Annotated in this window: 20 protein-coding genes; 14 read left to right on the top strand and 6 right to left on the bottom strand. The window is 65.9% G+C overall.

Translation table 11 applies throughout. From position 1 onward, the window contains the following. Positions 1 to 17: 17 nt before the first annotated feature. The 8 genes from GGC64_RS00625 to GGC64_RS00590 all read left to right on the top strand — a co-directional run bounded on the left by GGC64_RS00625 (position 18) and on the right by GGC64_RS00590 (position 12,317). Positions 18 to 1,535: an HNH endonuclease signature motif containing protein gene (locus GGC64_RS00625; protein ID WP_192720531.1), complete on the top strand. Its 1,518-nt coding sequence runs from the start codon at positions 18 to 20 to the stop codon at positions 1,533 to 1,535. Positions 1,536 to 1,614: 79 nt separating this feature from the next. Further along, positions 1,615 to 2,058, top strand: a complete 444-nt coding sequence (locus GGC64_RS00620) for a TM2 domain-containing protein (protein ID WP_225951124.1) — start codon at positions 1,615 to 1,617, stop codon at positions 2,056 to 2,058. Continuing rightward, a complete protein-coding gene (locus GGC64_RS00615; protein ID WP_192720530.1) occupies positions 2,048 to 2,455 on the top strand; it encodes a DUF2752 domain-containing protein in 408 nt (135 codons plus the stop codon). The genes GGC64_RS00620 and GGC64_RS00615 overlap by 11 nt, the downstream gene beginning before the upstream one ends. Before the next feature lie 83 nt (positions 2,456 to 2,538). Further along, on the top strand, positions 2,539 to 7,065 hold the full coding sequence (gltB, locus tag GGC64_RS00610) for a glutamate synthase large subunit (protein ID WP_192720529.1): 4,527 nt from the start codon (positions 2,539 to 2,541) through the stop codon (positions 7,063 to 7,065). Beyond that, complete coding sequence (locus GGC64_RS00605) at positions 7,058 to 8,566, top strand: glutamate synthase subunit beta (RefSeq protein ID WP_192720528.1); 1,509 nt, start codon at positions 7,058 to 7,060, stop codon at positions 8,564 to 8,566. Before gltB ends, GGC64_RS00605 begins: the two co-directional genes overlap by 8 nt. Positions 8,567 to 8,593: 27 nt before the next feature. Further along, positions 8,594 to 10,012, top strand: a complete 1,419-nt coding sequence (gene pyk / locus GGC64_RS00600) for a pyruvate kinase (RefSeq protein WP_192720527.1) — start codon at positions 8,594 to 8,596, stop codon at positions 10,010 to 10,012. Between the two features lie 19 nt (positions 10,013 to 10,031). After that, positions 10,032 to 10,901 (top strand): acyl-CoA thioesterase II, encoded by an 870-nt coding sequence (locus GGC64_RS00595; protein WP_192720526.1) that lies wholly within the window; start codon positions 10,032 to 10,034, stop codon positions 10,899 to 10,901. An 18-nt stretch (positions 10,902 to 10,919) separates the two neighbouring features. Beyond that, complete coding sequence (locus GGC64_RS00590; protein ID WP_192720525.1) at positions 10,920 to 12,317, top strand: phosphatidylglycerol lysyltransferase domain-containing protein; 1,398 nt, start codon at positions 10,920 to 10,922, stop codon at positions 12,315 to 12,317. Here GGC64_RS00590 and GGC64_RS00585 read toward each other — a convergent pair. The 6 genes from GGC64_RS00585 to GGC64_RS00560 all read right to left on the bottom strand — a co-directional run bounded on the left by GGC64_RS00585 (position 12,314) and on the right by GGC64_RS00560 (position 19,006). Further along, positions 12,314 to 12,799, bottom strand: a complete 486-nt coding sequence (locus GGC64_RS00585; RefSeq protein ID WP_192720524.1) for a DUF4190 domain-containing protein — start codon at positions 12,797 to 12,799, stop codon at positions 12,314 to 12,316. The genes GGC64_RS00590 and GGC64_RS00585 overlap by 4 nt on opposite strands. 10 nt (positions 12,800 to 12,809) lie before the next feature. Continuing rightward, complete coding sequence (locus tag GGC64_RS00580) at positions 12,810 to 14,285, bottom strand: ATP-binding cassette domain-containing protein (protein WP_192720523.1); 1,476 nt, start codon at positions 14,283 to 14,285, stop codon at positions 12,810 to 12,812. Then, positions 14,278 to 15,756: an ABC transporter ATP-binding protein/permease gene (locus tag GGC64_RS00575; RefSeq protein ID WP_192722334.1), complete on the bottom strand. Its 1,479-nt coding sequence runs from the start codon at positions 15,754 to 15,756 to the stop codon at positions 14,278 to 14,280. Before GGC64_RS00575 ends, GGC64_RS00580 begins: the two co-directional genes overlap by 8 nt. Positions 15,757 to 15,779: 23 nt before the next feature. Beyond that, on the bottom strand, positions 15,780 to 16,820 hold the full coding sequence (gene cydB, locus GGC64_RS00570) for a cytochrome d ubiquinol oxidase subunit II (protein WP_192720522.1): 1,041 nt from the start codon (positions 16,818 to 16,820) through the stop codon (positions 15,780 to 15,782). Positions 16,821 to 16,832: 12 nt separating this feature from the next. Next, positions 16,833 to 18,299 carry a cytochrome ubiquinol oxidase subunit I gene (locus GGC64_RS00565; protein WP_192720521.1) on the bottom strand — a complete coding sequence of 489 codons (1,467 nt, stop codon included), beginning with the start codon at positions 18,297 to 18,299 and terminating at the stop codon, positions 16,833 to 16,835. Between the two features lie 101 nt (positions 18,300 to 18,400). Continuing rightward, positions 18,401 to 19,006 carry an HdeD family acid-resistance protein gene (locus GGC64_RS00560; RefSeq protein ID WP_192720520.1) on the bottom strand — a complete coding sequence of 202 codons (606 nt, stop codon included), beginning with the start codon at positions 19,004 to 19,006 and terminating at the stop codon, positions 18,401 to 18,403. Positions 19,007 to 19,218: 212 nt separating this feature from the next. On the opposite strand from GGC64_RS00560, the gene GGC64_RS00555 reads away from it, so the two are divergent. The 6 genes from GGC64_RS00555 to GGC64_RS00530 all read left to right on the top strand — a co-directional run bounded on the left by GGC64_RS00555 (position 19,219) and on the right by GGC64_RS00530 (position 24,046). Beyond that, the gene (locus GGC64_RS00555; protein ID WP_192720519.1) at positions 19,219 to 19,551 is read left to right on the top strand and encodes a DUF732 domain-containing protein; all 333 of its coding nucleotides are present in this window, start codon (positions 19,219 to 19,221) and stop codon (positions 19,549 to 19,551) included. A gap of 111 nt (positions 19,552 to 19,662) precedes the next feature. Next, a complete protein-coding gene (locus GGC64_RS00550; protein WP_192720518.1) occupies positions 19,663 to 20,580 on the top strand; it encodes an ABC transporter substrate-binding protein in 918 nt (305 codons plus the stop codon). Between the two features lie 19 nt (positions 20,581 to 20,599). Continuing rightward, the gene (locus tag GGC64_RS00545; RefSeq protein WP_192720517.1) at positions 20,600 to 21,529 is read left to right on the top strand and encodes an amino acid ABC transporter permease; all 930 of its coding nucleotides are present in this window, start codon (positions 20,600 to 20,602) and stop codon (positions 21,527 to 21,529) included. 8 nt (positions 21,530 to 21,537) lie between these two features. Next, a complete protein-coding gene (locus GGC64_RS00540) occupies positions 21,538 to 22,290 on the top strand; it encodes an amino acid ABC transporter ATP-binding protein (RefSeq protein ID WP_192722333.1) in 753 nt (250 codons plus the stop codon). After that, entirely contained in the window at positions 22,290 to 23,411 is a 1,122-nt protein-coding gene (gene macS, locus GGC64_RS00535) for a MacS family sensor histidine kinase (RefSeq protein ID WP_192720516.1), read from the top strand. The genes GGC64_RS00540 and macS overlap by 1 nt, the downstream gene beginning before the upstream one ends. Then, complete coding sequence (locus tag GGC64_RS00530; protein WP_192720515.1) at positions 23,384 to 24,046, top strand: response regulator transcription factor; 663 nt, start codon at positions 23,384 to 23,386, stop codon at positions 24,044 to 24,046. Before macS ends, GGC64_RS00530 begins: the two co-directional genes overlap by 28 nt. The last annotated feature ends 33 nt before the right edge of the window (positions 24,047 to 24,079 follow it).

The raw sequence follows: 24,079 nt of genomic DNA, 5'->3' as shown, positions 1-24,079 counted from the left end.
TGATTATTGTCGAAAGTATGTTCGAATCGCTGGCCGCAGCCGCCGCGGGTACTTCTGGTGCCGGCGGAGTGAGGGCGTGGACGTGCGTGGAGAACGCGGCGTGCGCGCGGCGGTTGGCCGCAAGCGCTGACGTCTTGGAGGCGCGGTGGTCTGCCGATGGGTCGGCCGAGCGCGACCAGTGGTGCCTCGACAATTGGGATGCGGTGGCTGCCGAGGTGGCCGCGGCGCAGAACGTTTCCCACGGGGTGGCGTCGCACCAATTATTGGTGGCGATGGCCTTGAGGGAGCGGCTCCCGCGCGTCGCTGAGGTCTTCGCGTCGGGGACGATCTCCTATCGATTGGTGACGACGATCGTCTCGCGCACCCGGCTGGTGCGCGACCCCGACGCCCGGACGCAGTTGGATGCGGCGATCGCAGCTGAGGTCGCGGGCTGGAGTGACCTGTCGGTGGCCAAGGCCGAGGCGGCGATAGACAGATGGGTGGACCGGATTGATCCAGGCGCATTGCGGCGCACGGAGACTAATTCCCGTGGCCGGCACCTGGACATTGTGCCCAACAACGACGGCAGCGGGCTGGACAGCGTCCAGGGCATGCTGTACGGCCACTACGGGGCTGCGCTGAATCAACGCCTCCTAAACATGGCCCGTGGCTTGTGCGACAAGGACCCCCGCACGGTTGATCAGCGCCGCTCCGATGCCATGGGCGCCTTGGCGATCGGCGCGGACCGGCTTGCATGCGAATGCGGTGATCCGGAATGCTCGGCGACCGCCAATTCGGCGCCCAGCGCACCTGTCATTCACGTCATCGCCGAGGAGCGCAGCTTGGCAGATGACACACCGGTACAGCTGGACGGCGAAACTCCGCCGACGTTCGGTGCGGATAAGCCGTTGCGGGAGAGGACGATTGCCGAAGTCTCGGCGCCTGAGCCGCAGACGGGGCCCGCGCACACCAATCCTGCGCTGGTGATCGGTGGCGGGATCATGCCCGCGCCGCTGCTGGCCGCCAAAGTCGCGAACGCTGCTACGATTCGGCCGCTGATTCATCCTGGGGATGCGCCGCCGGAGCCGAGGTATGTGCCGTCACGGAAACTGGCCGACTTCGTACGCTGTCGGGATCTGACATGCCGCTTCCCCGGCTGTGATGAGCCTGCGTACCGCTGCGACCTGGACCACACGATCCCGTATCCGATTGGGCCCACGTGCGCATCGAACCTCGGCTGTCTGTGCCGAAAACACCACCTGCTCAAGACTTACTGGGGCTGGTCGGCCCAACAGTCACCTGACGGCACCTTCATCTGGAGGGCGCCCAGCGGACAGGCCTACACGACCTATCCAGGTAGCAGGCTGCATTTCCCGACGCTGTGCAAGCCCACCGCGCCCGTTGCGGGGCCGGTGCGCTCGCCGCGAGTGGCCTCCGGCCTGATGATGCCGCGCCGCAAGCACACTCGCGATTACCACCGGCAACGCAGTATCGACGCCGAGCGCAAACTCAACGACGACCGCATCGCTGAGCGCAACAAGCCACCGCCGTTTTGAGCCCGGTCGAGTAGGCGCCTGGAATTTGGCGGATTTCCTTACTTACAACGGGATGTCTCGCTCTGGCATGCTGAATGCCATGACCGAGCCGCAGTTCAGTGGCAGTGAGAGTGGCAGTTCGTTCCCGCCGCCTGGGCAGCAGCCGAGTTACGTGCCGCCGCCGGCGGGCCAATATCCGCCGCCGCCAGGGCAGTACCCCCCGCCACCTGGCCAGTACCCGCCGCCGTATCCCCAGGCGTACATGGATCCCGCCGCGCCGTTCGGCCGCCACCCGCTCACCGGCGAGCCGCTGTCCGACAAATCGAAGGTCGTCGCGGGACTGCTGCAGTTGCTCGGGCTGTTCGGGCTCGTCGGCATCGGCCGCATCTATCTGGGCTACACCGGACTTGGCATCGCGCAGCTCGTTGTCGGCATCGTCACCTGCGGCATCGGCGCAATCGTCTGGGGCATCATCGACGCGGTGTTGATGCTCACTGACAAAGTCCGCGACCCAGCGGGCCGTCCGCTGCGCGATGGCACCTAGCGCGACAAGTCGGGGACGGCGCTACGGCGCGCTCGGTACCGGCGCCGCAGCGTTGGGTGCGCTCGCTTATATCGGCATCGGTGATCCGCACCGCCCGAACTTCGCGTTCCCGACCTGCCCGTTCAAGGCCCTGACGGGTTGGAATTGCCCAGGCTGCGGCGGGTTGCGGATGACTCACGACCTGCTGCACGGCGACATCGCCGCCGCCATCGTCGACAACGTCTTCCTCCTCGTCGGTCTGCCGATGCTGGCCGCTTGGCTGCTCGTGCGCTGGCGACGCGGGGAAAAGCTGATGCCGATGCCGGTCATCGTCGTGATCGCCATCGCCGCGATCACCTGGACAGTGGTGCGCAACCTGCCCGGGTTCCCGCTGGTCCCGACGCTTATCGCCGGGTAGTTCCACCGCTGCGCTGATATAATCACCAACCGGGCCGGTGCAGTCCCGGACAAGATTTTCCCGGACTGCGGAGGGGCCTCTCGATGCTGTATTCGGCATTCCCCAAACCTCAGGGTCTATACGACCCAGCAAACGAATCAGACTCCTGTGGCGTGGCCATGGTCGCCGACATCCAGGGTCGCCGCTCGCACGGCATCGTCGCCGACGGGCTGATCGCTTTGGAACACCTCGAACACCGCGGAGCCGCAGGCGCCGAACCCAACAGCGGTGACGGAGCGGGCATCCTCATCCAGCTGCCCGTCGAGCTCCTCACCGAGGTTGTCGACTTCGACCTGCCGGCTGTCGCCGAGGCAGGCGCCAACACGTTCGCCGCGGGCATCTGCTTCCTTCCGCAGGACGCCGACGCCCGCGCGGCCGCACAAGAAGGCGTCGAGGCCATCGCCGCCGAGGAAGGTCTACGTGTCCTCGGCTGGCGCACGGTACCCGTCGACGCCGACGGCGCCGAGGTCGGCGCCACGGCGCGAAGCTGCATGCCATACATGGCGCAGTTATTCGTCTCGGCTCCCGAAGGCGACGTCGGCGGCATCGATCTCGACCGCCGGGTCTACCCACTGCGCAAACGCGCCGAGCGTAGCGGCGTGTACTTCCCGTCGCTGTCCAGCCGCACCATCGTCTACAAGGGCATGCTCACGACAATGCAGCTGCCCCAATACTTTCCGGATCTGCGCGACGAACGCTGCGTCAGTGCGATCGCCATCGTGCACAGCCGCTTTTCCACGAACACATTCCCGTCGTGGCCGCTGGCCCACCCGTACCGCTTCGTCGCACACAACGGCGAGATCAACACCGTGCGTGGCAACCGCAACCGCATGCACGCCCGCGAGGCCATGCTCGCCAGCTCGCAGATCCCCGGCGACCTGTCCCGACTCTCGCCGATCTGCACGCCGGAGGCCTCCGACTCGGCCTCCTTCGACGAGGTGCTCGAACTGCTGCACCTCGGCGGCCGCAGCCTGCCGCACGCGGTGTTGATGATGATCCCCGAGGCGTGGGAGAACGCCACCACCATGGACGCTGCCGAGCGCGCGTTCTGGCAGTTCCACGCCTCGCTGATGGAACCGTGGGACGGCCCCGCCTGCGTGACGTTCACCGACGGCACGCTCGTCGGAGCGGTGTTGGACCGCAACGGATTACGGCCCGGCCGGTGGTGGCGAACCATCGACGACCGCATCATCTTGGCCAGTGAAAGCGGTGTGCTCGACGTGCCGTCCGCCGAGATCGTCGCCAAGGGACGGCTGCAGCCCGGGAAGATGTTCCTCGTCGACACCTCGCAGGGCCGTATCGTCTCCGACGACGAGATCAAAGAGGACCTGAGCAAGCAGGAGCCCTACGGCGAATGGCTGCATGCCGGCCTACTCGACCTCAAGACCCTCCCCGAGCGGCACCGCGTCCAGCCCAACCACGAATCGGTGGTGCGCCGCCAGATCTCGTTCGGCTACTCCGAGGAAGACCTGCGCATCCTGCTGACCCCGATGGCGGCATCGGGCGCCGAACCGTTGGGGTCGATGGGCACCGACACCCCGACGGCCGTGTTGTCCCAACGCTCGCGGCTGCTCTACGACTACTTCGTCGAGCTCTTCGCCCAGGTGACCAACCCGCCGCTCGACGCGATCCGCGAGGAGATCGTCACCTCCATGGCGCGTGTCATGGGCCCCGAGCAGAACCTGCTCGAACCGACCGCCGCGTCGTGTCGCCAGATCGTGCTCGGATGGCCCGTCCTCGACAACGACGAGCTCAACAAGATCGTCCACATCAACGACGACCACGAGCACCCCGGCCTGCGGACCACCGTGCTGAAGGCACTGTATGAGGTGGAACGCGGCGGTGAGGGTCTCGCCGATGCACTCGAGGAACTGCAGCACCGGGCATGTGAGGCGATCGCCAAAGGTGCACGGACACTGGTCATCTCCGACCGCGACTCCGACCACACCAGGGCCCCCATCCCGTCGCTGCTTGCGGTCTCTGCGGTACACCACCACCTCGTCCGCACCAAGGAACGCACCTCGGTCGCGCTCGTCGTGGAAAGCGGTGACGCCCGCGAGGTGCATCACATCGCGATGCTCATCGGCTTCGGTGCGGCCGCGGTCAACCCGTATCTGGCTTTCGAGTCCATCGAGGACCTGATCCGCGAGGGCGAACTCACCGGCATCGAACCCGCCACCGCCGTGCGCAATTACCTCAAGGCGCTCGGCAAGGGCGTGATGAAGGTGATGAGCAAGATGGGCATCTCCACCGTCGCCTCCTATACGGGCGCACAGGGATTCGAGGCCGTCGGCATCAACAAAGACGTCATCGACGAGTACTTCACCGGAACGCCAACCCAACTCGGGGGAGCCGGACTGGACGTGATCGCGGAGGAAGTCAAGCTTCGCCATCGCCGCGCCTATCCGGAGAACCCGACCGAGCGGGTGCATCGTCGCCTCGAGGTAGGCGGTGAGTACGCGTTCCGTCGCGAGGGTGAGCTGCACTTGTTCACCCCGGAAGTGGTTTTCCTGCTTCAGCATTCCACGCGCACCGGCCGGCATGAGGTCTTCCAGCAGTACTCGGACGAGGTGAACCGGCTGTCGAAGCAGGGCGGCACGCTACGGGGACTGTTCGATTTCAAGAAGCTGAGGCCGCCAGTCCCGCTGGAGGAGGTCGAGTCCGTCGAATCGATCGTCACGCGCTTCAACACCGGTGCGATGAGCTACGGCTCCATCTCCGCCGAAGCCCACGAGACCATGGCCGTCGCCATGAACAACCTCGGCGGCCGGTCGAACTCCGGTGAGGGCGGCGAGGACGTCGACCGGCTTCATGACCCGAAGCGCCGCAGCGCCGTCAAGCAGGTCGCAAGTGGTCGCTTCGGTGTCACCAGCGACTACCTGGTGAACGCCACCGACATTCAGATCAAGATGGCCCAAGGCGCCAAACCCGGTGAGGGCGGCCAGCTTCCGGGCTTCAAGGTGTATCCGAACATCGCCAAGACCCGGCACTCGACGCCCGGCGTCGGGCTGATCAGCCCGCCGCCGCACCACGACATCTATTCGATCGAGGACCTCGCTCAGCTGATCCACGACCTGAAGAACGCCAACTCCGAGGCCCGCATCCACGTCAAGCTCGTCAGCTCGGTCGGTGTGGGAACGGTCGCCGCGGGCGTGTCGAAAGCGCATGCGGACGTGGTGCTGATCTCGGGCTACGACGGTGGCACGGGTGCCGCTCCTCTGACGAGCCTCAAACACGCCGGGGTGCCATGGGAGATCGGCCTCGCCGACACCCAGCAGACGTTGGTGCTCAACGGGTTGCGTGACCGCATCACCGTGCAGTGCGACGGTGGGATGCGGACGGCCCGCGACGTGATCGTCGCCGCGCTGCTCGGTGCCGAGGAGTACGGCTTCGCCACCGCGCCGTTGGTGGTGTCGGGCTGCATCATGATGCGGGTGTGTCACCTCGACACCTGCCCGGTCGGCGTCGCGACCCAAAACCCGGAACTGCGAGCCAGATTCAACGGCAAGCCAGAGTTCGTCGAGAACTTCTTCCGGTTCATCGCCGAGGACATCCGGCGGTATCTGGCCGAGCTCGGCTTCCGCAGCCTCGATGAGGCCATCGGCCACGCCGAGATGCTCGACACCGCCGAGGGTATCGCGCACTGGAAGACCCAGGGCCTCGACCTGACCCCGGTGTTCGCCGTGCCTGACGGCCCTCAGCGCCGCCGCACCACCACTCAAGACCACGGCCTGGATCAAGCCCTTGACCGCACCCTGATCCAGCTCGCCGAGGGCGCCCTCGAGGACGCCCACCCGGTCAGGCTCGAGCTGCCTGTGCGCAACGTCAACCGCACTGTCGGCACGCTGCTGGGCTCGGAGGTGACCCGCCGCTACGGCGCGCAAGGCCTGCCCGACAACACCATTCATGTCACGCTCACCGGATCGGCGGGCCAGTCGATCGGCGCGTTCCTGCCGCCGGGCATCACGCTCGAGTTGATCGGCGATGCGAATGATTATGTCGGCAAGGGTCTTTCGGGCGGTCGGGTGATCGTCCGGCCACCGGACGACGTCTTGTTCCTGCCCGAGGACAACGTGATCGCGGGTAACACGTTGCTGTTCGGCGCCACTTCCGGCGAGGTGTACCTGCGCGGGCGGGTCGGGGAGCGGTTCGCCGCGCGCAACTCCGGTGCGCTCACCGTCGTCGAAGGCGTTGGCGACCACGCGTGTGAGTACATGACCGGCGGACGCGTCGTGGTTCTCGGCAAGACCGGCCGGAACATGGCCGCGGGCATGTCCGGCGGTATCGCGTTCGTGCTGGGGCTTGACCCGAGAAAGGTCAACACCGAGATGGTCGAGCTGCAGCGCCTCGAGCCCGAGGACCTGACCTGGCTGCACGACGTGATCGCCAAACACGCCGGCTACACCGGAAGCACCCTCGCCACGTCGGTGCTCTCCGATTGGCCAAGGCGCAGCGCACAATTCACGAAGGTCATGCCGACCGACTACCAGCGCGTGCTGCAGGCCACCTTGGTGGCCAAGCGGGAGGGCAGGGACGTGGACACCGCGATCATGGAGGCCAGCCGTGGCTGACCCAACCGGGTTTCTGAAGATACCCAGGGTCGAAGCCGCCAAGCGACCCGTGGACGAGCGCGTCGGTGACTGGCATGAGGTCTACGAACGCCAGGATCCCCACGAGCGTGCAGGCGAGGTGTCCCAGCAGGCCGGCCGCTGCATGGACTGCGGAATCCCGTTCTGCCACTCGGGAACCGCTGGCTGTCCGCTCGGCAACCTGATCCCCGAGTGGAACGACCTGGTCCGCCGTGGTCGCTGGGATGCAGCGAGCAATCGGCTGCATGCCACCAACAACTTCCCGGAGTTCACCGGCCGGCTGTGCCCCGCGCCGTGTGAAACCGCCTGCGTGCTCTCCATCGCCGAGGAGCAGACCGGCGGCAGCGTGACGATCAAGCGGATCGAGCAGACGATCGCCGATCACGCCTGGATGTACGGCATCGTCGAGCCCGAGCCTGCCGCTATCTCCACTGGCAAAAAGGTCGCGATCGTCGGTTCCGGGCCGGCGGGACTTGCTGCCGCACAACAACTCACGCGAGCCGGCCACGACGTCACCGTCTACGAGCGCGACGACCGTATCGGGGGCCTGATGCGCTACGGCATCCCCGAGTACAAGCTGGAGAAGGCCACGCTGAACCAGCGGCTGGCCCAAATGCGGGCTGAGGGAACCCGTTTCGTCACCGAGACCGAAGTCGGCGTCGACATCACGGTCGAACAGCTCAGAGCGCAATACGACGCGATAGTGCTCGCAGTGGGCGCGCTGAGGGGGCGGGACAACGACGTCGAGGGCCGCCACCTCAAGGGCGTGCACCTCGCGATGGAGCATCTGGTGCCCGCGAACAAGGAGTGCGAGGGCGACGGGCCGAGCCCGCTGTCCGCCAAGGACAAGCACGTGGTGATCATCGGCGGCGGCGACACCGGTGCCGACTGCCTGGGCACCGCGCACCGGCAGGGCGCCAAGTCCGTGACGCAACTGGACTACAACCCCGAGCCGCCGGAGTACCGCGACGAGTCCCGCTCGCCGTGGCCGATGTGGCCGATCGTGCTGCGCACCCGGCTCTCGCCCGCGCACGCCGAGGGTGGCGCCCGCCACTACGAGGTCGCCGTGCAGCGATTCCTCGGCGACGAGCACGGCCACCTGCGCGCAATGGAGATCGCGGAGGTCAAGGTCGACCGCGACGACGACGGTCGCAGACGCATCACCCCGGTTGGGGAGTCGCTTGAGATTCCCTGTGAATTGGCGCTGCTTGCCATCGGCTTCGACGGTGTCGAGCACATGCCGCTGCTGGACGGTCTTGGTCTGACACTGAACCGGCGCGGGGCTTTGCCGTGCGGCTCGGATTGGCAGACAGACGCCCCCGGCGTGTTTGTCTGCGGTGACGCGCACCGCGGCGCGTCGCTGATCGTGTGGGCCATCGCGGAGGGTCGCAGCGCCGCGCACGCCGTCGATACATACCTGATGGGCGAGTCGGATCTGCCCGAACCTGTCAAGCCGGGAGCGCTTCCCCTGGCCGTCGTCTGAACCGATTCACCGCTATGCTCATCAACCGTGAATAGACGCGGAAAAATCGTCTGTACGCTCGGCCCGGCCACCGCAACGGACGAGACTTTGCGGGCTCTGGTCGAGGCAGGGATGGACGTCGCACGGCTCAACTTCAGCCACGGCGATTACGCCGATCACGAGGCCAACTACAAGCGGGTGCGCGCCGCTTCCGACCTGACCGGGCACGCCGTCGGCATCATGGCCGACCTACAGGGCCCCAAGATCCGCCTCGGCCGTTTCAAGGACGGCCCGACCTTCTGGGCCAACGGCGAAACGGTGCGCATCACCGTCGATGATTGCGAAGGCAACCACGACCGGGTGTCCACCACGTACAAGCGACTGGCCGAGGACGCCACACCCGGCGACCGCGTGCTCGTCGATGACGGCAACGTGGGCCTGCTGGTGCAGAGCATCGACGGAAACGACGTCGTCTGCACCGTCACCGAAGGTGGACCGGTCAGCAACAACAAGGGCATGTCGCTGCCCGGCATGAACGTCTCGGCCCCCGCGCTTTCGGGCAAGGACATCGACGACCTCGAGTTTGCGCTGCGGCTCGGCGTCGACCTGATCGCGCTGTCGTTCGTCCGCTCGCCCGCAGACATCGAGCTTGTCCACGAGATCATGGATCGCGTCGGCAGGCGGGTACCGGTGATCGCCAAGCTCGAAAAGCCCGAAGCCATCGACAATCTCGAGGCGATCGTGCTGGCATTCGATGCGATCATGGTCGCTCGCGGTGATCTCGGCGTCGAACTGCCGCTCGAAGAAGTGCCGCTGGTGCAGAAGCGTGCGATCCAAATGGCAAGGGAGAACGCGAAACCCGTCATCGTCGCCACCCAGATGCTGGAGTCGATGATCGAGAACTCCCGGCCGACCCGGGCCGAGGCCTCCGACGTCGCCAACGCTGTGCTCGACGGCGCCGACGCGGTGATGCTCTCCGGCGAGACATCGGTTGGCAAGTTCCCGCTGGAGGCCGTCAAGACGATGGCGCGCATCATCGCCGCGGTGGAGGAGAACTCCGTCGCCGCACCACCTCTCGCGCATGTGCCGCGCACCAAGCGCGGCGTCATCTCGTATGCCGCCCGCGACATCGGTGAGCGGCTGGATGCCAAGGCGCTTGTCGCGTTCACCCAATCCGGCGACACCGTGCGCAGACTCGCAAGGCTGCACACCCCGCTGCCGGTGCTGGCGTTCACGTCCCTGCCCGAAGTCCGCAGCCAGTTGGCGCTGACGTGGGGCACCGAGACGTTCATCGTGCCGCACATCGCCAGCACCGACGGCATGATCCGGCAGGTGGACAAGTCGCTGCTGGAGCTCGGCCGCTACAAGCGCGGCGAGTTGGTGGTCATCGTCGCAGGCGCTCCGCCCGGCACAGTAGGCTCCACGAATCTGATCCACGTGCACAGGATCGGGGAGGAAGACGTCTAGTCGGATCAGGAGGTTTTGAGTGTCGACAGCGGACTTCAAAGAGCTGCTGGCGATCCTCGACCTCGCCCGCGAGGACGACGACCTTTTCATCGGTTCGCACCCGAGCAAGAACCCGATAAGAACCTTCGGTGGCCAGATGATGGCCCAGGCCTTCGTGGCCGCCAGCCGCAGCCTCGAGCACGAAATTCCGCCGAGCGCGATGTCGGTGCATTTCATCGCAGGCGGGGATCCGGAGAAGGATCTCGAATTCCATGTGGTGCGACTGCGCGACGAGCGTCGCTTCGCCAACCGGCGCGTCGACGTGATGCAGGACGGTCAAGTGTTGACCACGGCCATGGTCTCCTACCTGGCCGGCGGGCAAGGGCTCGAACACGGCGTCGAACCTCCCGTGCTCACCGACCCGGAATCGCTACTGCCGGTGGATGATCTGCTGCAGGGGTACGAGGACGTCGTGCCGCATTTCGTCGAGGCGCTGCGGCCGATCGACTGGCGCTACACCAACGACCCGGCGTGGGTGATGCGCGACAAGGGCGAGCGGCTCCCACACAACCGGGTCTGGATGAGGACGGTCGCGCGGATGCCCGACGACCCGGTCATGCACGCCGCCGCGATGGTGTATTCGTCGGACACCACCGTGCTCGACTCGATCATCACCACGCACGGCCTGTCGTGGGGCTACGACCGCATCTTCGCCGTGACCACCAACCATTCGGTGTGGTTTCACCGGCCGGTGCACTTCGACGAATGGGTGCTTTACTCCACGTCCTCGCCGGTGGCGGCGGATTCGCGGGGCCTTGGCACCGGACATTTCTTCAACCGGTCGGGCCAACTGCTGGCCACCGTGGTTCAGGAAGGCATCGTCAAGTATTTCCCGGGTAAAGCAAGGTAGCGAGCGTAACCTTTTGCTGTGAGCGAATCGCACGTCAATTTTGCTCCGAAGCTGCGCGCACGTGAGCGTGTCGTCGTCCACGTGGATTCTCCTGCCGCGCGCTGGATCGGCGCGCTTGCGGTGCTGTCCATGTTCTGCTGGCTGATCCTGCTTCTCACCCGCGACCACGACCGCGACTGGCATGCCGCGGGTCGGCTGGCATGGTCGCTGACGCTGCTGTCCGCCGTCGCGTTGATCGCCCGCGGCATCTTTCTCGGCAGGCCCGTTACGGCGGCACACGCCTGGCTGGCTCTGGCCGCGGTGATCGTCGGTCTCGGCGCGCATGTGCTGGTGTTCGACCTCGTCGGCAACCTATTTATCGTCGCGGCAGGCGGGCTGCTGATGTGGCCTACCAGCGCCAGACCGAATCCGGCTGACCTGCACCAGATTTGGGCCCTCGTCGACATGACGACCGATGATCCGCTCGCGCCGTTCGCGATGCAGGACTTGAAGTGCTACCACTTCAACGCTGACCGCACTGCGGCCATCGCATACCGGACCCGGATGGGCTATGCCGTGGTCAGCGGCGATCCGATCGGCGACGAATCCCGCTACGCCGAACTCGTCGCCGACTTCGCCGCGATGTGTCACTCCCACGGCTGGCGCATGGTCGTGCTGGGCTGCAGCCAACGACGGTTGGAGCTGTGGGCCGACGCGACCGTGCTGGGCCAGTCACTGCGCGCTGTGCCGATCGGGCGCGATGTGGTCATCGATGTGACCGCGTTCGACATGGTCGGCCGCAAGTACCGCAACCTGCGGCAGGCCGTGCAGCGCACGTGGAACTCCGGGCTGACCACCGAGGTGGTGTCCGAGCAGGGCCTCGATGATGACACGCTCGCCGAGTTGACCGAAGTGCTGCTGGCCTCCCCCAAGGGGGCGCGCACCGAACGCGGCTTCTCGATGTGTCTGGACGGTGCCCTCGAGGGGCGGTATCCCGGCGTGCAGTTGATCATCGCCCGCGACAAGGACGGCCGGGTGCAGGGCTTTCACCGATATGCGACCGCGGGACACGGCAGCGAGGTATCCCTCGACGTGCCGTGGCGGCGCCGCGGTGCGCCCAATGGCATCGACGAGCGCCTGTCAGTGGACATGATCGCCTGGGCCCGTGACAACGGGGCGCACCGGCTGTCGTTGGCGTTCGCGGCGTTCCCCGAGATCTTCAACGACAAGCATCGCGGCAAGATCGCGAACCTGATCTACACGGCGATTCACCTGGGCGACGCGCTGATTGCGCTCGAATCGCTCTACCGGTATCTGCGCAAATTCCATGCGCTCGGCGATCGCCGCTATGTGATGGCGTCGCTGACGCAGATCCTGCCGCTGCTGATCGTGCTGCTGTCGCTGGAATTCATGCCGAGGCGGCGACGGCTGAGCTAGGGACTGGGCGTCAGCGTCACCGAGAACTGATTCTCGACATGTTGCCGGAATTCGTCGGCGCACTTCTGGATCGCCTGCTCGTCGGAACCCGCCTTGGATAGGCAGTCGACGTAGTTGGACCCACCCATCTCGTCGAACATCCCGATCCAGATCGGGATGAAAACCAGCGAGACGATGATCGCCAAGAACCCCAACACGATTCCGGCGATCGCGACGCCGCCGTTGGTGGCCTCGCCCCGCTTGACCCGGCCGCGCGCGACGAACCCGATGATGATGGCCGCGACACCGAGAATGACGCCGCCCGCCACCGTCCAGCAGAACACCAAGCCGACGATCGCAACCACCAACGCGGCGACCCCCAGCCCGTTGCGGGGCCCGACCGCAGGGGCGTAGCCGGCGTAGGGCGGCGGTGGCGGCGGGGGATAGTTGCTGGGGTACTGACCCCACTGCGGTGGTGGCGGGGGTGGCGGCGGTTCGCTCATGCCGGTGAGGCTACTCGCCAGAGCTGAGTTTGAGCACGGGACAGACAACGTCGGCGGGCAGATGGTGAGTCGCGACCACAACGGTGCGGGTGGCGGGGAAAAGCGCGCCGGGGGTGAGGAGTTCGCTCAGCAGCCGGTCACTGTCGGCGGCGTCGAGATGTTCGGTCGGTTCGTCGAGAAGCACCGTCGGCGTCGTGCAGATCAGCGCCCGCGCGAGCAGCAGGCGCCTGCGCTGCCCAGCCGAGACGGCCGCTGCGCCGCCGACGAGCACCGTGGCCAATCCGTCCGGCAGGGCGTCCAGCCAATCGCCAAGGCCGACGCGCTGCAGTGCATCTCGTAGCTCCTCGTCGGTGGCATCGCCTCGGGCGACCAGCAAGTTGTCGCGCACGGTGGTGGCGAAAATATGCGCATCTTCGGCGAAAAATGCTTCTTCCGAAGGATTTTCGGCCATCGCCAGCAATAGAGTGGTCTTGCCCGAACCGCTCGGCCCGGTTACCGCCAGCCGGTCACCGGCTTCGAGCGCGACGGGCGTCGCGGGCGGCCGCGCCCTCAACTCGACAGCAGGCGCGGTGAGGTCGAGTAACCGCCGGGCCGCGAGCCGCGAGCGGGTCAGTTGCACAGCGGCAGCGGGCAACACGGTGGTCGCTTCAAACGCCGCGAGCGGCACCAGCATCAGTATCGCCACGGTCATCGGTGCGACTTCGTTGGCGATCCCGATGGCGGCGACGACGGCGCCGAGCACGCTCACGCCGAGCGCCGCGGTCGGCGCGGCGGCGGCCACGGCCGCGGGCCGAGCCGCTCGATCGGCGGCCCGGCCCCACGCACGATAACGGTGCTCGGCTTCGGCGACGATGTCGTCAAGGCGGCCGGCGACCCGCAACTCGGGCCCGTGGTCGAGGGCCAGCATGACAGCTACGTCGCGACCGGAATGATGTTGGGCCGCAATATCTTCAGCGGCAGAGGCGGCGCGGGCGGACAGCCACGGCGCAATCACCCCCGCGATGACAAGGCAGACGGCGAGGATAACCGCGGCGGCGGGGGAGATGACCGCGATCGCGGCCACTGCCGCCACCGAGAGCACCGCAGCGACCGCGATCGGCAACACCGCACGCACCAGTACGTCGGCGAGTTCGTCGACCGACGCGCCGATGCGGGCCACCAGATCCCCGCTGGGTAGCCGCATCGCGACCTCGGCAGGCGCCTCCGCGAGCCTGCGGTACAGGGTTTCGCGGGTGTCGGCGGCGGCCCGAAGCGCGGTGTCGTGCGTCGCCAGTCGCTGGCAATAACCGAGCACACCGCGCGTGATACCCAGTGCGCGCACCGCGACCACCGCCACCGACAGGTCGAGCACGGGCGGCATCTGCCACGCCCTGGTGATCAGCCAGGCCGAGACGCCCGTCAACGCCAGCGCGCTGCCCAACGACAGCACGCCCAGTGCCACGGCCAGCAATAGCCGTGGCAGTCGGGGGCGCAACAGCTCACGCATCGACCAAGCTCCCCATGTGTACGACCCGGTCGCCGATGGCCAGCACCGGGTCGCGGTGGCCGACAACCAGTACCGCCGCTCCCGCCCGTGCGCGCGCCACGATCTCCTGCAGCACCCGGGCCTCCAACGCTGCGTCCAGGTGCGAGGTCGGCTCATCGAGGAGCAACACCGATGCGCTGGACCCGAAGACGCGTGCCAGGCCGAGGCGCTGGCGTTGGCCAAGTGAGAGACCGACCCCTCCGCGGCCGATCACGGTATCCAATCCGTCCGGCAGCAGCGCCAGAACCTGATCGAAACCTGCGGCGCGGCAGGCTTTGTCGAGATCGATCAACGGTCCGAACAGCTGAAGGTTGTCCCGGATGCTGCCCGGCACCAGGACGGGACGCTGGGCGAGCCACGCGACCTGGCCCCACCATGGCTGCGGTTGCGGCGAATCGAGGCCGAGCATGTGCTGCAACAGCGTCGTCTTGCCGACGCCGTTCGGTCCTGTCAACACGGTCACCAGGCCCGGCTCGAGCTCGACCTCCAGTGCGGGTGCATTTGCCGGTGCCGGCGAGGTGGCCTCGAGTAGCTCAAAAGCCTTGTCAGCAGCGACCTTTCCGTCCTGTGCCGCGTGGAACTCCATGCCAACGCGGCGCAGCGGCCAGAACACCTCCGGCGCCAGCAGTAGCGCCGTGAGGCCGGCCGCCAGCGTCATATCGCCGAACACGAGGCGCAAGCCAACCGCCACCGCGACGAGCGCGACGCCGAGCGTGGCCAGCAGCTCGAGCACCAGCGCCGACAGGAACGCGATGCGCAGCGTGGACATCGCCGAGCGGCGATGGGCCGCACCGAGTTCGGCGATCCGTTGCGCGGAGCCGCCCACCCGGCCCAGTGCCCGCAGTGTCGGAATGCCCGCCACCAGATCCAGCAGCCGTGACTGCAGTGTGGTCATCGCGGCCAGTGCTGCCGCGGACCGGTCGCGGGTGAGCAGCCCGATGAGCACCATGAAGATCGGGATGAGGGGGAGCGCGATCACGACGACGACCGCGGATCGCCAGTCGTAAACCGCGATGACCACTACCGCGGCCGGGGTGAGAATGCCCGCGAGGAACAGCGAGGGCAGGTACGAGGTGAAATACGGTCGCAACCCGTCCAGCCCCCTGGTGATCAGCGCGGCAGCGGAATCACGCTGTGCCGCGAGTTGCCGAGGTGGCAGCGCGGTCACCTTGCGCAACACCTCGCCCGCCAGTTCGCCTATCACCGCCGTGGCACCCCGCTGGGACAGCCGGCCCTGCAGCCACTGCGCCCCGGCGCGGATCACCCAGAGCGCGACCAGGATCCAGATGGCATCGGCCCAATGCGCGACGGTGCGCGAGGCCGGGTCGGTGATCACGCCGGCGACGATGTGCGCCAGCACCACGGCGGAGGCGATGGCGGCGCCGCTGATCACCACACCGCAGACCACCGATGCGGCAAGGAAGCGCCGCATCGCGGTGGAAGCCTGCAGTAGGTTCAGCTCGACCGCCTCGCCAGCCCGATGGATGCCGGTATGGCGTCGGCGGTGATCCGGCGGCGAAACACCCAATACGTCCAGCCCTGGTAGATCATCACCAGCGGGAGCAACGTCAGCGACGCCCACGACATGATCTTCAGCGTGTACGCAGTGGACGACCCGTTGTAGATCGTCACGCTCCACTGCGGATTCAGCGTGGACGGCAACAGGTTTGGATACATCGAACCGAACACCAGTACCGCGACGGCCGCGATCACGATGACCGTCGACACGAACGCCAAGCCCTCCCTGCGCCGCGCCCACATCAATGCGACAGCGATCAACAGGGCGACGACCGCGACGCCGAGCGGCAGCCAGGTCCACGGCTTGCCGTGGGCGAGCTGTGTCCACAGCCCGAAGCCACCGGCCGACACAATCGCAGGCAGTGACAGCACACGCGCGAATCGGAATGCGTCGTCGCGCACGGGTCCCGCGGTTTTCAACGCGATGAACACGGCCCCATAGAAGGCGAACAGCGATGCGGTCGCGAGACCGCCGAGCAGCGTGTACGGGTTGAGCACGTCACCGATGGACAGGTGGACGCGGTGCTCGGCGTCAATCGGCAAGCCGCGCAGCAGGATTGCGAATGCGACGCCCCATAGGATCGCGGGCAGCCATGATCCGAGCGCAATGCCCGCATCGGCGCGCGATCGCCACGTGGGGTCGTCTATCTTGCCGCGCCACTCGATGCCGACGATGCGCAGGATCATCCCGAAAAGGATCGCCAACAGCGGCAAGTAGAGGGCAGAGAACATCGTCGCATACCAATTGGGGAACGCCGCGAACATCGCCGCGCCCGCGGTGATCAGCCAAACTTCGTTGGCATCCCACACCGGGCCGATAGTGTTCAACACTGCGCGCCTGCGGTTTTCGGGTTCGCCCTCGCCCGTCGCCCCCAGCGGCGCCATCAGCATCCCGACCCCGAAGTCGAAGCCCTCGAGCACCAGGAAGCCGAGGAACAGCGCCGCGATGAGGAAGAACCACAGTTGTTGAAGTCCCACGATCCACTCCTCTCAGTACGCGAACGACAGGGGGGCCACGTCGTCGGATTCCGGCGGTGCGGGCGGGGCGGGTTCGGAGTCGTGCTCGAGCGGTCCCTCGACCACGTAACGACGCAGCAACCCGAACCAGATCACCGCCAGCACGCCATACAGCAGGGTGAAGACGGCCAGCGAGAAGAGCACCATGCCCGCCGAGTGATCGGACACGCCCTGCTGCACCATCATCCGCACCATCTGGTCGCCGGTCGGATTAGGCGCGACAACCCATGGCTGTCTGCCCATCTCGGTGAACACCCACCCAGACGAATTGGCAAGGAACGGTGTGGGAATGGTCAACAGCGCGAACCAGCCGAACCACCGCTGGTCGGGAATCCGGCCACGACGTGTCAGCCAGAGGGCCAGCAGTGCGAACGCCACTGGGACCAACAGGAATCCGATCATCGCGCGGAAGGCCCAGTAGGTGACGAACAGGTTCGGGCGGTAGTCGCCTGGCCCGAACTTCTGCTGGTACGACTGCTGAAGATCCTTGACCCCTTGAAGTGTGACGCCGTCGAACTTGCTCTCCGCGAGGAAGGGCAGCACGTAGGGCACCTCTATCACGTGTGTGACGCTGTCGCAGTTGTTGTGCGTGCCGATCGTCAGGACCGAGAAGTCCGGATCGGTTTCGGTGTGGCACAACGATTCCGCCGAAGCCATCTTCATCGGCTGCTGGACGAACATCAGCTTGCCCTGGAAGTCGCCGGTGAAGAACAGCCCGCCGGCGGCGGCAAGGGCGACCAGGCTGCCAACGATGGTTGCGGGCCGGTACATGGTTCGCGCGTCGGTCCCCTCTTCGGTCTGTGCCTGCTTGCGTGAGCGGACCATCAGCCACGCGGACACTCCGGCCACGAAGGCGCCTGCGGTCAACAGCGACCCGGCAACCGCGTGCAGGAACGCCCAGATTGCGGTGTTGTTGGTCAGCAGCGCGCCGAAGTCGATCAGTTCGGCGCGGCCAGTGGTGGGATTGAACGTGGCGCCGACCGGATGCTGCATGAACGAATTCGCCGCGATGATGAAATACGCCGAGGCGTTGACCCCAAACGCGACGATCCAGATGCAGGCCAGATGGACCAGGCGGGGCAGCCTGCTCCAGCCGAAGATCCACAACCCGATGAACGTCGATTCGAAGAAGAACGCGACCAGGCCCTCGAATGCCAGCGGCGCGCCGAAAATGTCGCCGACGAAGCGGGAGTACTCGCTCCAGTTCATGCCGAACTGAAACTCTTGGACGACCCCGGTGGCCACGCCGATGGCGAAGTTGATCAGGAACAACTTTCCGAAGAACCGCGTCAGGCGGTACCAACCGGTGTTGCCGGTGACCACCCACGCGGTCTGCATGGCCGCGATGAGCGGCGCCAGACCGATCGTGAGCGGGACGAAGATGAAGTGGTAAACGGTGGTGATACCGAACTGCCACCGCGAAACGTCCAGGGCATCCATGCGCCACTCCCAGGCTCAGCATCTATCTACGACGAATTGTAGTAGTGATTCGTGCCTGGATCGATAGGGCCAGATGGCCCGCTTTGCCGAGCCGGATGGGCCTAGCTGGCCGGCTCGGCCTCGGGCGGCGTGGTCAACCTCTCCCTGACTTCGCCGACCGTCTTGCTGGCGCTGCGGATGCCGAAGGCGGAGATCACCTCGAACACTCCGATGACGATCAGCCAGATGCCGACGACGAAGGTGAGTGTCGCGATCGACTCGAACGGGGATGCCAGCATCACGATGCCGGCGATCAGGCTGATCACGCCGATGAAGATCTCCCATGCGCGGCCCGGCAGCGTCGGATCGCTGATCGCCGACACCGCCGTCGCGACCCCGCGAAAAATGAAGCCGACCCCGACCCAGATTGCCAGCAACAGGATCGAGTCAGCCAGGCTGCGGAAGCACAACACCGCCAGAATCAGCGACGCCGCGCCGGACAGGAACAGCAGCACCCGTCCACCCGCCGAGACGTGCAACGCGAACGCGAATATCACTTGTGCGAAGCCGGTGACCAATAGGTAGGCGCCGAAGAAGATCGCCGCCACGATGATCGTCTTGCCTGGCCAGGCAAGTACAAGAATGCCGAGAATCACGGCGAGAATCCCGGACAACAGCGCGGATTTCCACAGATGCTGCAGCATCGCAGGAGGAGCAGGGCTTTCCATGGCCGAAGTGTGGCATAACCGGCGCGAAATTGACGCGCCTTTCCACAATTGTTCCGCGCAACGCAAACTAGCGCGAGGGCTCAGTGCAAATGGTTTTGACGATGGCGAGAATTCGAGATTCCGGTAACAATAGTTTCGTTCGATACGATGTCCAGTTGAACGATTCCCGTCAGCACAGCTGGTCAATGCCTGCGGGCAAACAAGGAGTGAGGATGACGAACACGGCGATTCGCCGGAGTGCCGGCACGCTCGTCGCGGCCCTTTTCGTTGCGGCCGCAGGCGCCGTATCCATTACGCCCGCGAATGCCGACCCGGCGTACGACCAGAAGTTCCTCGATTACCTCGACGCCAAGGGCGTCCCGTTCGACAACAAGACATCCATCATTCGGACCGCCAAACAGTTCTGCCTCGACATGGGCCGACAGGGCGGGTCGACCTGGAAGGTCGGCTACCACCTGATGAAAGAGCAGGGCTGGACCGAGTCTCAAACAGAGACGTTCATCCAAGGGGCGGTCCCGACCTACTGCCCGAGCGCCTGGGGCTGAGTCACAGCTTGGTCGCTGGCTTCCGTTCTCCTGCCAGCGCGTTAGGTCTCTACTACTGTTCCGTTACCGGTGCTGCGCGCCGGATCCACGAAGCAGAAAGTAGAGGCAACCGTGTCAGCTGGATGTCAAAGCGGACCAAAGAAGTTCTGGCGCATCGCGGCGGTGTTTGCTGCGACCGGCGCCCTCGTGCTGTCGGGATGCTCGAGTAAGAGCGAAGAGGCGGGACCCACGACGGCCCCCTCGACGGTGAACGCCGAAAAGGTCGACGCGATCGCAAACACCGTGCCCGAGGCCATCAAGTCGTCCGGAAAGCTGATCGTCGGCGTCAACATTCCCTATGCGCCAAACGAGTTCAAGGATCCCAGCGGCAAGATCGTCGGCTTCGACGTCGATCTGATGAACGCGATCGCCGCGACCCTCGGCCTGAAGGCGGAGTTCCGCGAAGCGGACTTCGCGAAGATCATCCCGGCAATCCAGGGTGACACCTTCAACGTCGGCATGTCGTCGTTCACCGACACCAAGGAGCGCGAGCAGACGGTCGACTTCGTCACCTACTTCTCGGCGGGCATTCTGTGGGCCCAAAAGCCGGGCGCCGGAATCGATCCCAAGAACGCGTGCGGCAAGAAGGTTTCGGTGCAGGCGACCACGACCGAGGAAACCGAGGAGTTGCCCGCCAAGAGCAAGGCGTGCACGGACGCAGGCAAGCCCGCGATCGACATCATCAAATTCGACGGTCAGGACGCGGCCACCAACGCAGTGGTGCTCGGCCAGGCGGACGCGATGTCGGCCGACTCGCCGGTGACCTTGTACGCGATCAAGCAGAGCAATGGCAAGCTGGAAGCAGCGGGCGATATCGCTGATGCGGCGCCGTACGGCTGGCCCGTGAAGAAGGGCTCTCCGCTGGCGCAGTCGCTCAAGCAGGCCCTCGAGCATCTCATCGAGAACGGCCAGTACAAGCAGATCGCCGCGAACTGGGGTGTCGATAAGGGCACCATCGACAAGCCAGTGATCAACGGCGCGATCAACTAGGTTCCGAGGAGCCGCAGAAATGACTGTTGTCGACTCGTCGCCGTCCACCGGCCCGGCTGCGATTGATGCCGTCCCGCTACGACATCCGTGGCGGTGGGCGGCGGCGGTCGTCATCGTCGTGCTGGCCGCGCTGTTCATCTACGGCGCGGCCACCAATCCGTCCTACCGGTGGTCGATCTACGCGGACTACCTCTTCAACGACCGGATCATGTTGGGGGTCTGGAACACCCTGCAATTGACCGTCTATTCGATGGTGATCGCGATCGTGCTCGGCGTGCTGCTCGCGGTGATGCGGCTGTCGCCGAACCCGGTGTTCCGGTCGGTGTCATGGGTGTACCTGTGGATTTTCCGCGGCACACCGATTTACGTGCAGTTGGCGTTCTGGGGCCTGATCCCGACGATCTATGCGAACATCCAGCTCGGTATCCCGTTCGGGCCGTCGTTTTTTCATCTCAATCTGCAGGCGCTGTCCATCCCGTTCATCCTCGCGATGCTCGGCTTGGCTCTCAACGAGGCCGCCTACATGGCCGAAATCATCCGCGCCGGAATCAGTTCCGTGCCGGAGGGGCAGACGGAGGCCTCCACTGCGCTGGGCATGTCGTGGGGGATGACCATGCGGCGCACGGTGCTTCCGCAGGCGATGCGGGTCATCATCCCGCCGACCGGCAACGAGGTCATCAGCATGTTGAAGACAACATCGTTGGTCACCGCCGTGCCCTACGCGTTCGACCTGTACAGCATCGCCACCCGCGAAATCGCCGCCAGGACATTCGAGCCCGTCCCGCTCGCGCTGGTGGCTGCGACCTGGTATCTGATTGTCACCAGCATTTTGATGGTCGGCCAGTTCTACCTGGAGCGGTACTACTCACGCGGGGCAAGCCGGAAGCTCACCACCAAACAGCTTGAGGCACTGGCCAATGCACAGATGATTGGAGAGCCGCATCCATGACCCCGCCGATGGTGAAGGCCGAACAGGTCTGCAAGAGCTTCGGCGCGCTGAACGTCCTGAAGGGGATAACGCTGGAGGTCGGCAGGGGCCAAGTGCTCGTCATGGTCGGCCCGTCCGGGTCCGGAAAATCGACGTTCCTGCGCTGTATCAACCATCTGGAGCAGGTCAATGCGGGCCGACTGTACGTCGATGGCGAGTTGATCGGCTACCGCGATCGGGGCAACAAGCTGCTCGAGATGTCGCCCCGTGACGCCGCCAAGCAGCGCCGCGACATCGGCATGGTGTTCCAGCATTTCAACCTGTTCCCGCATCGGACTGCGCTGGAGAACATCATCGAGGCACCGATTCATGTCAAGGGGGTCAAGAAGTCCGAGGCCGTCGCCCGGGCCCGTGATCTCCTGGATCAGGTTGGCATGGGGGAGAAGGCAGGCGCTTACCCGGCGCAGTTGTCGGGCGGGCAGCAGCAGCGGGTCGCGATCGCGCGGGCGCTGGCGATGAATCCCAAGCTCATGCTGTTCGACGAGCCCACCTCCGCGCTGGATCCTGAGCTGGTCGGCGAGGTCCTCGGCGTGATGAAAAAGCTTGCGCAAGAAGGCATGACAATGGTGGTCGTCACCCACGAGATGGGCTTTGCCCGGGAGGTCGCCGACCAACTGGTGTTCATGGACGGCGGCGTTGTCGTTGAGAGCGGGCCGCCGCGCGAAGTGCTCAGCAAGCCACAACACGAACGCACGAAAGCGTTTTTATCCAAGGTGCTGTAGTGGCGCACCCGGATCCGGCCACCCCGCTGTGGCGGGCCGCTCAGGTATTCCGGCTGCTGAGTTGCCTTTACGCGCTGGGCTTCCAAATCGCCATCAACCCAGAGCTCGACCATCCAGCGGTCGGATGGCTGCTGTTCGCCGTCCTGATCGGCTGGAGCGCGGCCTGCGCGGCAGCGTATCTGCAGGGGTTCGGCCGCAGGCCAGCGTGGGTGTTGACGGAGATCGCAGTGGTGACTGCGCTGGTGCTGTCGACCGAGTTCGTCGCGTCCGACCAGTGGGCACTGGACAATCAGTCGTGGCCGACAACCTTGTGGGCGACCAACGCAACCATCTCGGCGGCGGTCCTGCTTGGCCCGATCCCCGGCATGCTCACCGGCGTGGTGGTGATGATCGCCAGCACGGTGGTGAAAGGCTTCATCAACTACGACCTGGGCCGCAACGCGACCATCGTCATCGAACTGGCCGTTGGTCTCGCGGTCGGGATGGCGGCGCAAACGGCCAGACGTGCCCACGCGGAGCTGGAACGAGCCACCCGGCTGGCAGCCTCGCAACAGGAGCGGGATCGGCTGTCGCGTCAGGTGCATGACGGCGCGATCCAGGTGCTCGCGCTGGTATCCCGTCGTGGCCGCGAAATCGGCGGTGAGACAGCGGAATTGGCCGAGCTGGCCGGAGAGCAGGAGCGGGCCCTGCGTCGACTGGTCAGCTCGTCGGACACCGAACCGCGGGCAGGTGCGATGGCCGATCTCGGCGCGCTGTTGCGGCGGCGAGCATCGGACCGGGTGTCGGTCAGCGTGCCTGCTGATCCGGTGCTGCTCGACTCCGCAACCGCAGACGAGCTATACGCAGCGGTGGCCAACTGTTTGGACAATGCCGCGTCACACGCCGGGCCGGAGGCGCGCGCCTACGTGCTGTTGGAAGACCTCGGGGACTCGGTCGCCGTCAGCATCCGCGACGACGGCGTCGGCATTGCCGAGGGCAGGCTGGCGGAAGCAGTCGCTGAGGGCCGCGTGGGCGTGGCCAAATCAATTGTGGGACGGATGAATTGGCTAGGTGGTAGCGCGAAGCTGAACACCTCGCCCGGAGGTGGGACGGAATGGGAGCTGACGGTACCCCGACGGTGATGGTGGTCGACGACCATCCGATCTGGCGTGACGCGGTGGCCCGCGACCTCACCGAGGACGGCTTCAACGTGGTGGCCACGGCGGACGGCGTGGCCACGGCGCGCAGACGCGCTGCTGTCGTGCATCCTGATGTGGTCGTGATGGACATGCGATTGTCCGACGGCGACGGTGCCAGGGCCACCGCGGAGGTGCTTGCGGTTTCCCCGGCGTCGCGCGTCCTGGTCCTCTCGGCCTCCGACGAGCGCGACGATGTCCTGGAGGCGGTAAAAGCCGGTGCCACAGGCTATCTCGTCAAGAGCGCGTCGAAGCAGGAACTCGGCGCTGCGGTGCGGGCGACCGCCGAGGGGCGCGCGGTGTTCACGCCGGGGTTGGCGGGCCTGGTATTGGGGGAGTACCGGCGCATCGCGCAGGCACCCGGCAGCGGACCCGAAACGCCGAGCCTGACCGACCGCGAAACCGAGATACTGCGTCACGTCGCGAAGGGGTTGACTGCCAAGCAGATCGCGGCGCGGCTTTCGCTGAGCCACCGCACCGTCGAAAACCACGTGCAGGCCACGTTTCGCAAGCTGCAGGTGGCCAATCGGGTCGAGCTCGCGCGGTATGCGATAGAACACGGTCTGGACTCCGACGAGTAGTCCTACTCATCCGCTTTCGTGTGCGCGTTGGGA

Source organism: Mycobacterium sp. OAS707 (assembly GCF_014873705.1).
GTDB lineage: Bacteria > Actinomycetota > Actinomycetes > Mycobacteriales > Mycobacteriaceae > Mycobacterium.
Note: the sequence above shows the minus strand (reverse complement) of the source record. Positions and strands in the feature narration are given on the sequence as shown.

Bases quoted from the DNA above. Each gene is read 5' to 3' on its own strand.
- GGC64_RS00625 (WP_192720531.1), top strand. From the start codon at position 18: ATGTTCGAATCGCTGGCCGCAGCCGCCGCGGGTACTTCTGGTGCCGGC.
- GGC64_RS00620 (WP_225951124.1), top strand. From the start codon at position 1,615: ATGACCGAGCCGCAGTTCAGTGGCAGTGAGAGTGGCAGTTCGTTCCCG.
- GGC64_RS00615 (WP_192720530.1), top strand. From the start codon at position 2,048: ATGGCACCTAGCGCGACAAGTCGGGGACGGCGCTACGGCGCGCTCGGT.
- gltB (WP_192720529.1), top strand. From the start codon at position 2,539: ATGCTGTATTCGGCATTCCCCAAACCTCAGGGTCTATACGACCCAGCA.
- GGC64_RS00585 (WP_192720524.1), bottom strand. From the start codon at position 12,799: ATGAGCGAACCGCCGCCACCCCCGCCACCACCGCAGTGGGGTCAGTAC.
- GGC64_RS00580 (WP_192720523.1), bottom strand. From the start codon at position 14,285: ATGCGTGAGCTGTTGCGCCCCCGACTGCCACGGCTATTGCTGGCCGTG.
- GGC64_RS00575 (WP_192722334.1), bottom strand. From the start codon at position 15,756: ATGCGGCGCTTCCTTGCCGCATCGGTGGTCTGCGGTGTGGTGATCAGC.
- GGC64_RS00565 (WP_192720521.1), bottom strand. From the start codon at position 18,299: ATGGATGCCCTGGACGTTTCGCGGTGGCAGTTCGGTATCACCACCGTT.
- GGC64_RS00560 (WP_192720520.1), bottom strand. From the start codon at position 19,006: ATGGAAAGCCCTGCTCCTCCTGCGATGCTGCAGCATCTGTGGAAATCC.
- GGC64_RS00555 (WP_192720519.1), top strand. From the start codon at position 19,219: ATGACGAACACGGCGATTCGCCGGAGTGCCGGCACGCTCGTCGCGGCC.
- GGC64_RS00545 (WP_192720517.1), top strand. From the start codon at position 20,600: ATGACTGTTGTCGACTCGTCGCCGTCCACCGGCCCGGCTGCGATTGAT.
- GGC64_RS00540 (WP_192722333.1), top strand. From the start codon at position 21,538: ATGGTGAAGGCCGAACAGGTCTGCAAGAGCTTCGGCGCGCTGAACGTC.
- GGC64_RS00530 (WP_192720515.1), top strand. From the start codon at position 23,384: ATGGGAGCTGACGGTACCCCGACGGTGATGGTGGTCGACGACCATCCG.